This is a genomic window from Terriglobia bacterium, from assembly GCA_020072645.1.
Classification (GTDB): Bacteria; Acidobacteriota; Terriglobia; order Terriglobales; family Acidobacteriaceae; genus Angelobacter.
The window spans coordinates 47,991-61,621 of sequence record JAIQGK010000015.1; the positions used below are offsets into that span (position 1 = coordinate 47,991).

General features: G+C 54.9%; 11 protein-coding genes. 2 read left to right on the top strand and 9 right to left on the bottom strand.

All coding sequences use genetic code 11. From position 1 onward, the window contains the following. Positions 1-5: 5 nt before the first annotated feature. The 7 genes from LAO76_21335 to LAO76_21365 are packed head-to-tail and all read right to left on the bottom strand — an operon-like array spanning position 6 to position 10,771. On the bottom strand, positions 6-1,160 hold the full coding sequence (locus tag LAO76_21335) for a glycosyltransferase family 4 protein (GenBank protein MBZ5493469.1): 1,155 nt from the start codon (positions 1,158-1,160) through the stop codon (positions 6-8). Then, a complete protein-coding gene (locus LAO76_21340) occupies positions 1,157-2,368 on the bottom strand; it encodes a glycosyltransferase family 4 protein (protein MBZ5493470.1) in 1,212 nt (403 codons plus the stop codon). The genes LAO76_21335 and LAO76_21340 overlap by 4 nt, the downstream gene beginning before the upstream one ends. Next, the gene (locus LAO76_21345; protein MBZ5493471.1) at positions 2,365-3,492 is read right to left on the bottom strand and encodes a glycosyltransferase family 4 protein; all 1,128 of its coding nucleotides are present in this window, start codon (positions 3,490-3,492) and stop codon (positions 2,365-2,367) included. The genes LAO76_21340 and LAO76_21345 overlap by 4 nt, the downstream gene beginning before the upstream one ends. A 9-nt stretch (positions 3,493-3,501) precedes the next feature. Continuing rightward, positions 3,502-4,152, bottom strand: a complete 651-nt coding sequence (locus LAO76_21350; protein ID MBZ5493472.1) for an SIS domain-containing protein — start codon at positions 4,150-4,152, stop codon at positions 3,502-3,504. Positions 4,153-4,187: 35 nt separating this feature from the next. Next, positions 4,188-5,525, bottom strand: coding sequence for a lipopolysaccharide biosynthesis protein (locus tag LAO76_21355; protein MBZ5493473.1), 1,338 nt, complete (start codon positions 5,523-5,525; stop codon positions 4,188-4,190). Further along, positions 5,515-7,995 carry a phosphatase PAP2 family protein gene (locus tag LAO76_21360; GenBank protein MBZ5493474.1) on the bottom strand — a complete coding sequence of 827 codons (2,481 nt, stop codon included), beginning with the start codon at positions 7,993-7,995 and terminating at the stop codon, positions 5,515-5,517. Before LAO76_21360 ends, LAO76_21355 begins: the two co-directional genes overlap by 11 nt. A gap of 22 nt (positions 7,996-8,017) precedes the next feature. Beyond that, the gene (locus tag LAO76_21365) at positions 8,018-10,771 is read right to left on the bottom strand and encodes an SLBB domain-containing protein (GenBank protein MBZ5493475.1); all 2,754 of its coding nucleotides are present in this window, start codon (positions 10,769-10,771) and stop codon (positions 8,018-8,020) included. A gap of 326 nt (positions 10,772-11,097) precedes the next feature. On the opposite strand from LAO76_21365, the gene LAO76_21370 reads away from it, so the two are divergent. After that, positions 11,098-11,766, top strand: coding sequence for a hypothetical protein (locus LAO76_21370; protein ID MBZ5493476.1), 669 nt, complete (start codon positions 11,098-11,100; stop codon positions 11,764-11,766). 106 nt (positions 11,767-11,872) lie between these two features. Beyond that, positions 11,873-12,577, top strand: a complete 705-nt coding sequence (locus LAO76_21375; protein ID MBZ5493477.1) for a CPBP family intramembrane metalloprotease — start codon at positions 11,873-11,875, stop codon at positions 12,575-12,577. 68 nt (positions 12,578-12,645) lie between these two features. Here the strand turns inward: LAO76_21375 and LAO76_21380 are convergent, their stop codons facing one another. Continuing rightward, entirely contained in the window at positions 12,646-13,077 is a 432-nt protein-coding gene (locus tag LAO76_21380) for a hypothetical protein (GenBank protein ID MBZ5493478.1), read from the bottom strand. Positions 13,078-13,224: 147 nt separating this feature from the next. After that, positions 13,225-13,461: a hypothetical protein gene (locus LAO76_21385; GenBank protein MBZ5493479.1), complete on the bottom strand. Its 237-nt coding sequence runs from the start codon at positions 13,459-13,461 to the stop codon at positions 13,225-13,227. Between the last annotated feature and the right edge of the window lie 170 nt (positions 13,462-13,631).

Consider the following 13,631-nt stretch of genomic DNA (forward strand, 5'->3'; position numbering starts at 1 on the left):
CTGATTCAATTACTGCGGGCCTCGCCAGCTTTCATCAGGACGTCAAGCGTTTGGAGTGCGCAGCGTTTCCAGGTGAACTCGCGCGCACGGGCAATTCCCTTTTGGCGCAGGCATTGGCGTAATTCAGAGTCGCGCAGCACTGCGTGCATGCACGCCGCCATGTCTTCGATAGACAAAGGATCAAAGTAAGTAAGAGCATCGCCAGATATTTCAGGCAGGCATGACGTTCGGGAAGCGATGGTCGGCACGCCGCAAGCCATCGCTTCAACCATCGGCAATGAAAAGCCCTCATACAATGAAGGCACAACCGCCAGACTGGCGCCTTTGATCAGCAATGCCAGATCGGACTCGTCCAGAATACCCGCAAGAATTACGCGGCAGCGGCCGCTGCTCTTCGCGGCCGCATTCACGATCTCATCAGATGCCCAGCCTCGTCGTCCCGCCAGTACCAGATCGAATTCCAGATCTGCATTATCCGCCAGCATAAGACGGAAGGCTTCAATCAACCGCTTCAGGTTCTTGCGGGGCTGAATTGTTCCATGATGGAGCAGGTAAGGTTTTTTGATTTCGAGTCGAGCATGTAACGCGGCAAGAGATGCAATGTCCGGTGGATCAGTGTTGAAAAGCGACTGGTCGCAGCCGTCATGTATTACAACGATTTTTTGCTCAGAGGTTCCAAGATGCGCGACGATATCTCTTTTTGAACATTCTGAAGAAGTGATGATTGTGCGGGAGAAACGCGCGCACCCCTTAAGCAAGACCCGCTGCATTGCGCTTACTGGAACAGAATGCGACGGCATGGTGATTGGCGTAACGTCATGGATCGTGCAGACCGCAGGCACGGAGCCTATAGGCAAGGTCGCTGCTGTGGGGATAAATAGGATGTCGGCATGAGATCGCGAAGCAGAAAGACCAGCACCGCCGAAGCGCCATAGACGATCATGATCGAGCAACGGCGATGAGCACAGTTCAAAGCGCTCTTCGCGAGCAACGTGGATCGCATCGTTGCCGTTTCGGGCGGAAGCGAAAAGCGAGAAACAAACTCCAGCGTCATGGCGAACAATCTTTTTGAATTCACGAAGCAGGTTCTGCGTATAGACATAAGTACCTTGACAGCGAAAGCGGCTGGCCAGCGTCCATGAATCTATCGCAATCCTCACAACGCAACTCCAGCGGTGCGGGAATGTACTTCGCGCCGGCGCGCAACCTGCTCCAGCACGGCCACCGTTTCTTGCGCGCAAAGGCCCCAGCTGAATCTCTGCGCACGCTCGCGGCCCCGTTCGGCAAGCTCGGTTTGCAAGTCACGGGATAGCAAGACCGCTTCCATCGAGTCAGCCATGTCTTCAATAGAATTGGGATTGAAATAACGCAGAACGCCGCCGGAAATCTCAGGCAGACATGAAGTGTTGGCGACAATTGTAGGGACACCGCAGGCCATAGCTTCAACCATGGGCAGACAGAAGCCTTCATAAAGCGATGGGACCACTTCGAGTGAAGCACCTCGCACCAGCAGAGATAAGTCGTGATCATCCAGTGCACCTGTCAAAATGACTTTGACTTTGCCGGCGCTATCGTCTTGAGCAGAATCGACAGTTTCCTGATGCTGCCAAGCAAGAGGACCAGCCAATACAAGGTCGAAAGTGAGTTTGGGATTCCTGCTGAGCATTTGGCGGTAAGCAGCGATGAGGCGAGGGAGATTCTTTCTCGGCTGGATTGCGCCATGATGGAGAATGTACGGTCGCCCGATGCCCAAGCGTAGCTGTAACTGTTTAAGCAAGGCTGTATCCGGAGGGACGCAATTAAACAGTTCCCGGTCGTAGCCTTCATACACAACGTGAACTTTCGACTCAGGAACGCCGCAAATGCGAATGAGATCCTGGCGGGAGTTTTCCGAGACAGTAATGATGGCGGTGGACGATTTAGCGGAGCGGGTGAGCAGAAATTTCAAAAAGAAAGCAGTGCGCTGAGGATAACAGGACATCACCATAGGCGTGAGATCGTGGATGGTGGTTATGGTCGGCAGAAGAGTTTTGATGGGCAACGAGACGCCATGCGGATTCAGCAGGATATCCGCGCCATCAAGGAAAGCCGCGGCGGTCGCCCCACCGTAACGCCATAGCCGGTCAAATCCGATTAAAGCAGATTTGCGGGGCTGGAAACCTGGCGCTTCCGTAAATTTGCCGGGCGTGACATCTTCTGCTGAAGGAAGAAATGGTCGAATCTCCATCCCACTCGATCCTGCTATTGGATGGAGGGCGGCCAGCAGGTTGCGTGTGTAAACCTGGATTCCGTGGTGGAGATATTGCGGCTTGAGCGCAGAGGCGTCGAATGCGACCTTTACAACGTCGTGATTGCCGGAGGCTTTCATGCGTAGGCCGCTTTGGGCAGTGGCAGATGCAAAGCCTGGTGATAGACCTCGAGCGTCTGCCGGGCTGTCTCGTCCCAACTGAAACGGAGAAGGTTGGTGCGTCCCTCGGAAATCAGAGATGTCCGCACAGACTCATCCGAAACGGCGCGGCGAAGCTGGCTTGCCATCTCTTCCGGCTTATTAGGATCAAAGTAGAGCGCTGCTTTGCCTGCAACTTCCGGCAGCGAGGTGGCGGATGAACAGACTACGGGCGTTCCGCAGGCCATGGCCTCAAGCACGGTGAAACCGAACCCCTCATAGAGCGACGGGCAAACGTAAACGCGAGCGCCGGAATACAGTGCGCGTAGGTCGGCGTCATTTACAAAACCAGTGAAGATGACGTGCTCCGCGATCCCCAGTTCCCGGGCAAGCCCGCGAAGAATGGGTTCTCCTTTTCCCAAGGGCCCGGCGATCACTAATTGCGAATGTATTCCACTTTTGTGCAGGAGTTGAAATGCTTTCAATAATCTGGCGTAGTTCTTGCGGGGCTTATAAATGCCTACGGATAACAGGTAGTCGCGATCAATGCCGAATCTGGCCCGCACAGATGCGATTTGGTCATGGTCGGCTGGTGATTCAAAAAAGGGATCGACCGCAGGGTAAACGACCTCGATCCTTGCCGGATCCGCGTGTAGATAACGAACGATCTCATCTTTGGAGTACTTGGAATCCGTGATCAAGCACGTCGCCATGCGCGAGCATGCAGTCATCATGACGCGATAGTAAAGGCGTCCGGCGAGCGATGGCAGATCTTCCGGGCAGGCCATATAGATCACGTCATGAATAGTGGCGACGGCGGGACACGGCCGCACCAGCGGAAGAAGGAAATGCGGCCCATGCAGCAGATCAACTTTGTAGCGGCTGAGAATTCGCGGCAGCTCAAATTGTTCGCGAAAAGAATAATACTTCAAAGGGGTGCAAAGTTTTTGCGCGTTGGGCGCATGAACCAGGTGCTCGCTTTGCGGCGGGAGAATGAGCAGATACTCGTGTTCGGGAGCTTGCGCTGTGATGGATTCTGTCAGGCACTTCATGTACCGGCCTATTCCCGGGTTGCCGATTCTGCGCAAGTCAAAAGCGATTTTCATGCAGAGCCCTTAAAACGATGCCGCCCGGGCCATCAGATTTTTCGTGGTCCCGTGAAGTAGGTTTTCGCGAATGGCGACAAAGATCGAATGAATGATGGCGTGGTGGAGGTCTTCAACCAGTTGAACGTTATCTGAAGGAACAATGGCGCAAACGTCGCACAGAGACTTCATCTGGCCACCCTGGCAGCCGCCCAGGCCGATGGTCATAGCTCCACATTCTCTGGCTGTTTCCAGCGCCAGCAAAACATTGGGAGAATCACCACTGGTGCTGATGGCGAAGGCCACATCGCGCGGCTTGATGAAAGTCTTTAGCTGTTCGGAGAAGATGCGTTCATATCCAAAATCATTGGCCCATGCGGTGATGAGTGAAGCATTGTCAGTGAGAGCCATCACCCTGGGGCGCTTATTGTCGCCGGGAGCGCTGGCACCTTTATTGATATCGCACATCAGATGCGAGGCGCTGGCAGCGCTGCCGCCATTCCCAAATACATAGACGGTGCGCTGCTCTGCAAAAGCATTAAGGAAGACAGAGACAATTGCAGTGATGGAGTTGTATGGCAGGAGAGGAACAAGCTCGGTGAGGTCGCGAAAATACGTTCTAACGGATCGGTCCGCCTGTTGGAGAGATTCCCATTCTCGATCTTGATGTCCGAGAGCCATGAATACTCCTACTCAGAATTTTGTCAACAGCTGCTCTAACTGGTCCTGCGCCGCAATTTTGCAAAAACAGAGCGAAATTCTCCCGCAACATCAGCGGCAAGCAGCCGGTATGTATCATCTGCCGGGATCTGCTGCCAGCGGTATTTTCCCAGCACCCACAAACATGCCAGGAGAAATGCACCAAAGACACTGCCGCCAACAATGAGGCTACGGATAGGGCTGGATCGCTTTTCCGGGGCAACTCCCGCATCCATCACACGGACGATGGGCAGCTCTTTTGCTTCTTGAATTTTTGCCATCTCGAATTGCTGGGTCACGAATGCGTAAACTGCTTCCTGAATCTTGGCTTCGCGGTAAAGATCGGCATAGCGCGACCCTAGTCCAGGCAGAGTATGCATGGAAGGATAAGGAGCTGACGAGCCTGCTAGCGAATCCTGCGCTGCCGCGTCATTGCTTTGGCCAACGAGCTTCCTGAGTTGCGACTGCAATTCAGCCATTCGCGCCTTGAGCGTGCGGACACGCACATTGTCGTCAGAATAAATCTGTTGCAGTCCTTTCAATTCGGTCTCACTGGCAATGAGTTCGCCCTGCATGCGGGCGGCGGCGTCCATTACGGCGCGGCCTTCATTCTGGGGATCGACCATGGAGTTTTTGGTGGTGAACTGGCTTAAAGCGGCCGATGCGCGGGCGAGATCCTGTTTTGCGGTTGCCAGACGTTCCTCAAGAAACTGGCGTTCGCGATGGGCGGAAGAAGTATTGAGATCGACAGCCAGCCGATTCAACTCGTCGACATACGCGTTGGCAATCTGCGCGGCCATTTTAGGCTCATAGTCTGTGACGGTGAGCGTGATCACGCCGCTTTTTTTGTCTTCCTCAATGTCAGTAAACTTTGCCAGCTTTTTGCGCGCTTCAAAGTAGGTGCTTTTGCCATAACGGGCACGCAGATCAAAGCGGTTAATCAGGCGATCCTGGACAGTGCGGCTCTTCAGTACTTCAACGTAAAAAGCGCCGGGGGTTTTGGCCCCGAGCAGGCTGGCAGCGTCCAGCCCGAAACCCATACTTGAATTTTCATTGCCGAGAGCCTTGCTCATGAGGCCCATCATGGAGCTGCTGCCGCTAGCGCTGGAATTTTCTCCGGGGACAAATCTGACAGCGGACTCGTAATGCGAAGGAACCAGAAACGCCAGAACGACGGAAGCGATAAGCGTTTTCCAAATTACGCCCCACAGGAAGCGGCGCGATCGCCACAGCACCCAGAGCTTCTCTCCTTTTCGATCGTCAGGCTCGGGCGCTGAAGGCGAGTATCGCTTCTCCAGCTCCGGATGGATGGAGGGGGCGTAAATGGGTACGGTGGCCTGGCCCCTAGCTTCCACGTTTGAATCTCCAATGCGGCCAATATGTTAATTGAAATGAAGCGGTGAAATCATTTTGTTTTTTTCCAGCGCTCAATAATGGAAAATTCCAATACTCGTATTGCAAAAAGGTTGAGAGAGAGAGTTTGGGAGACAAAGCCCATTCGGACTTGGCATATATGTCCCTGAGATTGCCGCCTTGGAGAAACATGCTGTCAGCAATTTCACTACGGTAGCCGAACTGGACCGTTTTGTCTGATGCGGCCCAATATGTGGTACTGGCACGCAATGAAATTCCCTGCCGACCCACTGTAGCATCGCCCACGATGTTGCCTTTATTCGTGTAGCCGTCCAGGTAGCGGTCATTCCAATAGAAGAAGCCTCCTTCCGCGGTTTGAATCAGACCGGGAAGATTGGTGTAAGAGCCTTCTACTCGGAAATCCAGACGCTCCATGCCGGGAAAATGAGATAGATAAAGACCGGGGGTATGTGCGGAGCGGCGTGGATAGCCGATAGGGGAAATTTCGTCTTCCACGAAAGAATCGTCATAGAGGGTTAGCCATTGTCTGAAACCAGGAAGACGCCATGTGAAATCGAAGGTGGAACGGCGGTCACCCGGATCGTGGCCGCGGCCAGTGCTATTGCCAGTGGAAAACAGGGAATGTTTAAGCGATGAGGCTGTGATGGGAAAATCAGGGCCGCCAAACATCCCGGTTCGGCCTACGCCAAATTCAAAATTGGGGGTTGGCTTGAAGTTAACTTTGAAACCATTGACCATGGGCTGCTGCGGAAGAGTACGTCCGAATGAAAAGACTTCTCCAATCGTTGGATCCTGAGTATTGTTCCAATGAGAACCTGTCATTTTTCCAACCCAGTACTCGGTGCGGAATGGCCCCAACAATTTTCCCAGAATCCATGGAAACTTGGACGGATGGGTCTGGTCAACGCGGAGCATGTAGAGCGGCTCAGCATTGTTGCTCCAAAGAAAGGGGTCCTGTGTGGGACTGAGCCACAGAGTCTGCTTACCAAATGAGGTTTGCCAACCTTTGATGTTCAGAGAAATGGAAGCATCAATCAGGCGGAACTGGTTAAAAGCGGGAATGGCAGAGGCAGGTTGCGGGCCTTTGAAGTCGGTGACCTGAATCGCGTCCTGAACGGCCTGTGAATAACCAGCGGCTGAAGGGGCGTGCTCATATTCGCCACGGACTGAGAACGCGAGGGCGCCAGCAACGCCGCTGGAAGAGAATCCGCCTACTCCGTTGGTACCTCGCTGATAGGGCCGGCCGTAATCATTCACGATTGTCTGGCCGAAATGATAGCTATCAGTGAGCGGAGGACCGGAGATGGAAGTGGTGCGCGCGTACACGGAATCCAACCCGATGTAGTCAGTTGGCTCGCCGCTGAGTTCCATGGCGAATTCACGGACCAGCGCTGAGTAGAGCCGATAGGCTTCGTCAGGGTTGGACTGATCGACCTCGCCGCCGATCTCCTCAACCAGACGGGAGCATTCATTGCGCGTCCATGGACGGAGCCCTACGATTCCGCTGTTCAGTGCGCCCAGCGCGGCGAGGCGATCAAACGCAGGATAGACCCAGCTATCAATAGGAACGTAGGGTGAACCGCGCTCCGCGTGGGGGAAACCTTCCGGACCTGGATCGGGAATAAATTTTCCATAGCCAGCGCCGGGCAGTTCATGGTCATGGTGCGCCTTGTAAGCCTGCCACCCCATCAGCCAACCCATGGCGCTGCCAACCACTACGTCGCTGGGAAAATGGTTCCGACCGGAAACACGGGCGACGCTGACCACGGTCGCCAAGCCATAAGAAGCAATCTGCGTAAGAGGCCCGGGGTATTCATGCGCAAGAACGCTGGCTGCGGACCACGCGAGCAAGGCATGGGCCGAAGGAAACGATGAATTGGAGATGGAAGAACTGTTGAAGAAATCGCCCTTGAAGTTGCCGTCTGTGGGGCGAGCCCTTTGTGTGACTGCCTTCAGCAACTCACCAACGATGAGACTATTAGTCGCGGCTTCAACAGCGAGAATTCCTGTTTCTTTTTTATGTTCATCGCCAGTGTATTTACCCAGCAGATAAAGAGAGCCGCTTCCGCCGAGCAACAAAGCAACACCACCGTTAGAAAGGGTGCTGGAATGTTTGCCGAACGAACCGGTCCCGGTGATTCTAGACGAGAGCTCAGCGTCGGCATTGATCAAACCAGCGCTTACGCCGGTGAGCGGAACAATCCAATTCAGATCCTGGATGCGGGCTTTAAAGGGGCTGGTCCAGATATCTTTCTGGTCGCGACCCAGATTACGCAGGAACTTTACCGGATTGTCGCTGGCAGGGTGAGCATCGTCGGTGGCATGCGCAACCGGCGTAGGTGTTGGCGTTGGCGTGGAAGAAGCGGCCGACGAGCTATCACTCGACTGGCCCCATGCCGCGGTGGCTGCGAAAAATAAAACTAGTAAAAGAGCAAGCCTGCAATTTCCCATTCGGGTCAACTCGTTCTCTCGGTTAAAAAGTGCGGATAACGCTAACGGCAACAGCCGCGCCGGAAAGCAATGAAATCGTCTGGCTCAGGTTCTTGAAGATTCCCGTGCCTGCGCCCTTCTCAGGAACGAAAATGGTGTCCCCTGCTTGCAAGGTCGTGCCCAAAACATTGCCAGACCACCATTCTCCGGAACCGCGTCCTACGACCGTTCCATTGGCGCGAACGACGAATATCTCCTTTTTATTGGCGAGCGTGGTTGGACCGCCCGCCTGCTTGAGATACCAGCCAGCATGCTTGCCGGAGCTGAAGGTGATCGCGATGGGGTTATAAACCTGGCCTGCGACCATGACAAACGTAGGCCGCTTGGGAATATAGAGCGTATCGCCAGCCCGAACTTCCACATCCGCCTGGGTGCCCTGCCACTTTTCAATGTCCGAACTGACGTGAATCAGCAATCGGCCGTTGGGCTGGAGTTGCTTCAATTTGGCAAGCAACTGCTGGCGTTCGCGCTCCTGGGCGACAGCGTTGTTGTTACGTGAAGAGGAGGACGATGAAGACGATCCGGTTGAGCCGGGGCCGCCAATGTTTTGCGCCTGAATCTGCGTCACCATTTCCTCACGGCTCTTGGCTGCAGCTTCACGAACCTGGGCGCGATCGAGAATGGCGGCGTACGGATAGGCTTCAGTCGAAAATCCGCCCGCGCGCTTCAGGATAGAGCTGAGATGTTCGCCACGTTGAATGCCATAACGCCCGGGATGCATCACCTCACCGGTAATGGAAACGGCGCCGCCGATATCGTTCCAGCCACCGATCTGGCGGATGGTAAGAACGTCGCCGGGCTTCAACAGAACATCGGTATCGGCTTCGCCGGCCAGGGCGCGTCCGATGGGAATTTCGCGATGGTCCAGGTCAACGTGATCGCCATCGATGACGGAATAGCTGGTGAGATCGGCCTCCTGCTGGTAGGCAGAGCGCTTGAAACCGCCAGACATACGCAGAAGATCGGCTGCCGTCATTTTTTCAGAAAGAGGATACTCGCCGGGGCGCATGACTTCGCCAAAGATCGAAACTTTTGGCCCGTCAGTTTCATAACGGCCAAAGATGCGGACAGTGTCAAAGGGCTCCAGGCTGGGGGCTTCTACTTTTTTGGAAAGAACGTCATGCAGGTTGAAAGGGATCACGACCGGGACGAAGTCGGGGGGATGCAGGCGAACGATTTCTGCGCGGTCGGCCGGCTCAGGAAGGAGATCGTCATAGGAAGAAATCAGATCGGTGACTTTGTATCCATCCTTAAAGGAAAACTTTCCCGGACGGAAGACATGTCCTTCAAGATAAACGGCGCGATTGCTATAAGGAAGAATCGGTAGGACGGTGACGATGTCGCCATCCTGAATGCGAAATCTTTTGAAGGCGTCGTCGGCTGCGGCGATTCCGGCCCCGCCAGCCACGTTGACGCTCATCATTTCTTTACGCTCGTGGGCCTGAATGCGCTCAACCCTGATCCGGCTCAGTTCTCCGGTAACGGGAACGCCGCCCGCCAGATCCAGGACCTGGTCCAGCGTTTGTTCATTACGCAGCTCGTAAATTGCGGGTCGACGAACTTTCCCCGCCACAGTGACTTGCGGACCGATGGGCGGCACAAGAATACTGTCGCCAGATTCAAGGTGGACTTCAGCGGAACTTACGCCTTTCAACATAAGGTCGTAGAGATCGACCTCCTCCACCAGGGCTTTGCCGCGATAGTGCTTTACCGTGCGGTAGGAACCGGTATCCGTGGGGCCGCCAGCGGCGATCAAGGCGCTTAAGGCCGTGGAGAGCGAGCTGATGTCATAAGCGGCGGGATTCTTGACATCGCCCACAACATAGACGCGCACAGTACGCAGCTTACCCAGAGTCACGTCCACGGAAATACCGCGCAACTGGCGGCTCAGCATCTTCTGGATGGTTTGCTGGACTTCACCGAGCGTGCGTCCGGCAACAACCGTGGAACCGGCCTCAGGAATCGAGATGCGGCCTTCGCGGTCCACCGCGCGCTGGATGTGTTGCGACGAAGCGCCCCAGTAATCGATGACAAGTTCGTCGCCGGGACCGAGGACATAGTCCGGGCCAACCGGGACGCTCAAAGTAGATTTATCGGCAACGGCGGCGCTGTTGCGGAAAAGAGCCGCGCCAAAGCGCTCCAGCTTTGTTTCGTCCACAGTGGCTTGCGTATAAAGATCACGCAAGGCCGGCAGGTTGCGGAGTGGATATTGCTCCTGCGTGGGGCCCTTCTGGCTTTGCGCGCGGCGAGGACGCGCTTGTCCGTTCATTCCCGGCTGGCCGCCCTGCATTCCCTGCTGTCCGGCGACGCCCGGGCGCTGCGTATTCTGCGGAAATGGCTGCCCGCCTTGTTGGGTTTGCTGGCCTGACGGTTGACCTGAAGGGACAATCTGTTCGTCGGGCGTCTGATCACCCTGCTGGGCCGGACCGAAACCGCGTTTGGTCAATTCATTGGCGGCAATCTGGCGCACACGGTCATCTGAGCGGATCTGGCTGAAGAGGCGATCATCGGTGATGTCCCGCTCAGAGACGTTATAGCCGCGATCCCGCAGCTGACTCACGATCTCTGCTTTCGCTTCAGCGAGCACATCTGGATTTTGCTGGAGAATCTGGATGATCTCCTCAGCCGAGAGGTCGTTATCCTGGGCAAATGATTTTCCGGAAAGAACAATGCAGAATACTACGAGAGCCAACAAACAACCGAGCCGCACGCGGCCACGAAAAAACGATAAGTTCAAGTCTCTTCCCCTTCAAAGGACAATAAAAACAATACGAATCCGGCGAGTACAAGTGCTTGACCAGCTTACGGTGGAGCATCACATTTTATTGTAAGTACAGGCGGAAGAATAGAAGCAAACGCCTATCTTTGTCCATGGCTGGAAACGGTGAGCAGAGAAGACGCGGACGCTGGATGCTGGAAAGGGCAAATAATGCGGTCCAGCAACTCTGCCTGCGACATCTGCCTTTCCGCGAAGTGCATCCCATATTTAACCGAAGGTATTGAGTGACTCACATTTTGTGGCCGGAAATCCCGGACACGCAAGTTCACAAGGAGCAGCTTTCTATGCGCAAGATTTTACTGGCAACATCAGTGTTTGCATTGTCCGTTGGCATCGCCATGGCACAAAGCACGGGCACAGTTACACCCAGCCCGGCGACACCAAGCACAACAGGGACGACAACCCAGGGCACAACCAGCACGCAGCCCGGAACGACATCAACTGGAACCACTTCAACCACAGGTTCCGGTTCAATGGGAACACTGCAAACTTCGCAGCCCGGAAGCACCACCACCGGAAGCCCCGCAGCAACTCAGGGAACGCCGGGTGTTGCAGGCAGCGCAGGATCAGTAACCGGCGGAACGCAGGGTTCCACGCAGACCCAGACCGGGACTTCGACCACTGTGGCGCCTTGCACGCCTGCCAACAGCACTGGAACATCGACCACGGCGAGCAGCACGCCTGCAACGGGCAACACTTCCGCAACCGCCAATAGCGGGACTGGAAGTTCAACCAGCTCGACTACCGGATCCAGCACGACCTCCAGTGCATCAGCTTCGCGTCCGAGCGGGACGTCAACGACTGTTGCTACTGCAAATCCGTGCGAGCCGGGAAGCACCACCACGCCGAGCAGCACGACTCCGAGCGGCTCGACTGTTCCCAGCAATCCTCCGGCACCCAGCGATATGGGAAACGGATCTTCTACTCAGCCCTCAAAACCGCCACTTAACTAAAGGCGATATTTCTTTAACAATTTTTCTGATTTGACTAAAGCGGCTGCCTTTCACGGGCAGCCGTTTTGCTTTCTGCAATGACGCGACAGTCCTATAATCACAGACCATGAATGCTCCCGCAGCCGCGCATCCAGCACCGTTCTCTCCCAAACTTATTGCTCCACTTTGGCATACAGCACTGTTTCTGCTTGCGTTGGGCGGGATTGCCGCGTGGGGAGCGCATCGGCAAGGTTTGCCCGCCTTTGGATCGTCGCGGGCAGTGAGCTATCTGTTCACCATAGCCTGGGAATGGCTACTATTTGCGCTGGCGGCCTGGGGAATAAGGTTAGGCGGAGGCTCAATTGAGAGCGTGATTGGCGCACGGTGGTCAACTGCAAAGCAATTCGGTCGTGACCTGGGGATCGGAGTCCTATTTCTTGTGGGTTCCAATATCCTTCTGGCAGGACTGCAAGCACTCTTGCGTCCCGGCCCAAATGCCAACATAAGCAGGTTGCTTCCCCGGAGCGCAACCGAAATCACGCTCTGGATATTCTTATCGCTTTCGGCAGGAATCTGCGAAGAGTTCACTTTTCGCGGCTATCTACAGCAGCAGTTGAACGGCTGGCTGAAAAACGCGACGGCGGCTGTAGTAATCCAAGGCATTATCTTTGGCGCCGCTCACGCCTATCAAGGACTGAAGCTGGTATTGACGATTGTTGTGCTGGGCACCCTTATAGGATGGCTGGCTCAGTGGCGGAAAAGCACCAGGCCGGGAATGATTTCGCATTTTCTACAGGATGCGATTGGCGGGATTGTTCTGGGACGGCACTAAGATTGGGAGTTGAAATAAAAAAGAGCGGCGAAATGCGCGACGCCGCCCTTTTCTTAAGGGGAGAAAACTTATTTCTTCTTGAGCAGGAAGCCGGCCGCGAACATGGCGACGGCGCCAAGAAGCCACTCAATACGCCAGAGTTGTACGGCTTGCCAATCGAGCAGCGTGGTAGCGGTGAAGACAAAGCCAGTCACAATCGCCGCGATGACGCAGGCGAATCCCAGAACCAAGGCGACCAAAGAAGCATTGCTCTGCCCCAGCGCTTCACGCAAGGAAGCAAAGTCTATCCAGGCACGCACACCCGAAACGGCATTGGCCGCGAGATTAGCGTGCCGGTCAGCACCGCAGACATAACAGAAGCGCGATCCCAGAACAAAATCCGTGCCACACTCCTGGCACACCTGATCTGTGGTCTCAGCCGCTGCTGCTTCGTGTCGCGGAGCTACTGCCGGTTTCCAGAACTCCTGCCGTTCCTCATAATTCGGCGCCAGATGTGCCATTTAGCAAAGCCCCTTAAGTCTTACTGATGTAAGGGCAAATCTAGGGCCAAAGATGGAGGGAACGTAACCCTATTGGAGCCATCAACTTACAGTTTTACCCATGGCCAACAGGACAATGTACCCGGAAAATCTTACGTTGTAAAAGGTTCAGGCTTCGCGACGCCGGGGCATCCGCAGGATCTTCGGATTATCCCTGGTTTTGCTCCAAAATCCGAGCAGCACCAGATCGGCTTCACAGAACGTAAGGTCCTGCGGGCGAGGGCTGCCGTCATTGAAGATGTACTCGTCCAGGAGCGTATAAAGCTCATTTAAGGGGATGTTGAGGTAGCCAGCGGCCTCGGGTTCTGTATAGAACTCTTTGACTGGCTTGAGCGGTCTGGTCATAATTTTGTCTTCCGTATCCTTAGCGTTCTGGGATGCGGGGGAGCAAGATGGTTGTACCGTGTCTAACCCGGCTAAGATATCAGGTAAACTGCCCGATAAGGGGTCACATGAAACCTTACCCGCTAAGGCCTTCCTTATTACGGAGGTAATCGCGTTTTTACCGCGAAGAA

Coding starts and splice junctions, on each gene's coding strand:
- LAO76_21340 (MBZ5493470.1), bottom strand. CDS start 2,368: ATGAAAGCCTCCGGCAATCACGACGTTGTAAAGGTCGCATTCGACGCC.
- LAO76_21345 (MBZ5493471.1), bottom strand. CDS start 3,492: ATGAAAATCGCTTTTGACTTGCGCAGAATCGGCAACCCGGGAATAGGC.
- LAO76_21350 (MBZ5493472.1), bottom strand. CDS start 4,152: ATGGCTCTCGGACATCAAGATCGAGAATGGGAATCTCTCCAACAGGCG.
- LAO76_21360 (MBZ5493474.1), bottom strand. CDS start 7,995: ATGGGAAATTGCAGGCTTGCTCTTTTACTAGTTTTATTTTTCGCAGCC.
- LAO76_21370 (MBZ5493476.1), top strand. CDS start 11,098: ATGCGCAAGATTTTACTGGCAACATCAGTGTTTGCATTGTCCGTTGGC.
- LAO76_21375 (MBZ5493477.1), top strand. CDS start 11,873: ATGAATGCTCCCGCAGCCGCGCATCCAGCACCGTTCTCTCCCAAACTT.
- LAO76_21380 (MBZ5493478.1), bottom strand. CDS start 13,077: ATGGCACATCTGGCGCCGAATTATGAGGAACGGCAGGAGTTCTGGAAA.
- LAO76_21385 (MBZ5493479.1), bottom strand. CDS start 13,461: ATGACCAGACCGCTCAAGCCAGTCAAAGAGTTCTATACAGAACCCGAG.